The 647-nt window shown below is 51.9% G+C and carries 2 tRNA genes and 1 rRNA gene; all 3 read left to right on the forward strand.

The window, feature by feature from the left end:
• Positions 1-92: ribosomal RNA gene (locus K3G39_RS20420) — 16S ribosomal RNA — on the forward strand; the annotation flags it as partial.
• Between the two features lie 164 nt (positions 93-256).
• Positions 257-333 (forward strand) — tRNA-Ile (locus tag K3G39_RS20425).
• A gap of 13 nt (positions 334-346) precedes the next feature.
• Positions 347-423, forward strand: a tRNA-Ala gene (locus K3G39_RS20430).
• The last annotated feature ends 224 nt before the right edge of the window (positions 424-647 follow it).

Below are 647 nucleotides of genomic sequence, written 5' to 3' on the forward strand. Positions count from 1 at the left end.
CATCAAAGGAGCCGTCTAGGGTAAAACTGGTAACTGGGGCTAAGTCGTAACAAGGTAGCCGTACCGGAAGGTGCGGCTGGATCACCTCCTTTCTAGGGTCGACCCCTGGCCTTTTCCCGGAAGGCGCTGGTGGAACGTCTGCGCGGATCGCACTTATCGCTTTTCTTTCTACTGTCTCAGCATTCCTTCTCAAAACTTACGGATACTGAAAGCAAGGTGCGGCATAAACGGCGTTCCCAGGTGCTTGCAGCCACGGGGGCTTGTAGCTCAGGTGGTTAGAGCGCTACACTGATAATGTAGAGGTCCGTGGTTCGAGTCCACGCAGGCCCACCACTTATTCAACCAAGGGGGATTAGCTCAGCTGGCTAGAGCGCCTGCTTTGCACGCAGGAGGTCAACGGTTCGACTCCGTTATTCTCCACCACGCTTAACAACACCACAGTAGGAACGACAGGTTCTTACTACTACCTTAAAGGAATACGTTCAGAACGGCGCAGCCAGCAATGGTTTGAGCAATACGGGACGCATCACTTTAGGAGAAGTTCTTTGACATGATGGGAGAGAGAAAAACAAAGACATTAAATAAGGTAAGACTGCCTGGAAGTAATTCTAGTGCAGCCCAAGAAGCGGGCCGGCGATCGTAAGATC

This window comes from Pontibacter sp. HSC-14F20, from assembly GCF_019599265.1.
Classification (GTDB): Bacteria; Bacteroidota; Bacteroidia; order Cytophagales; family Hymenobacteraceae; genus Pontibacter.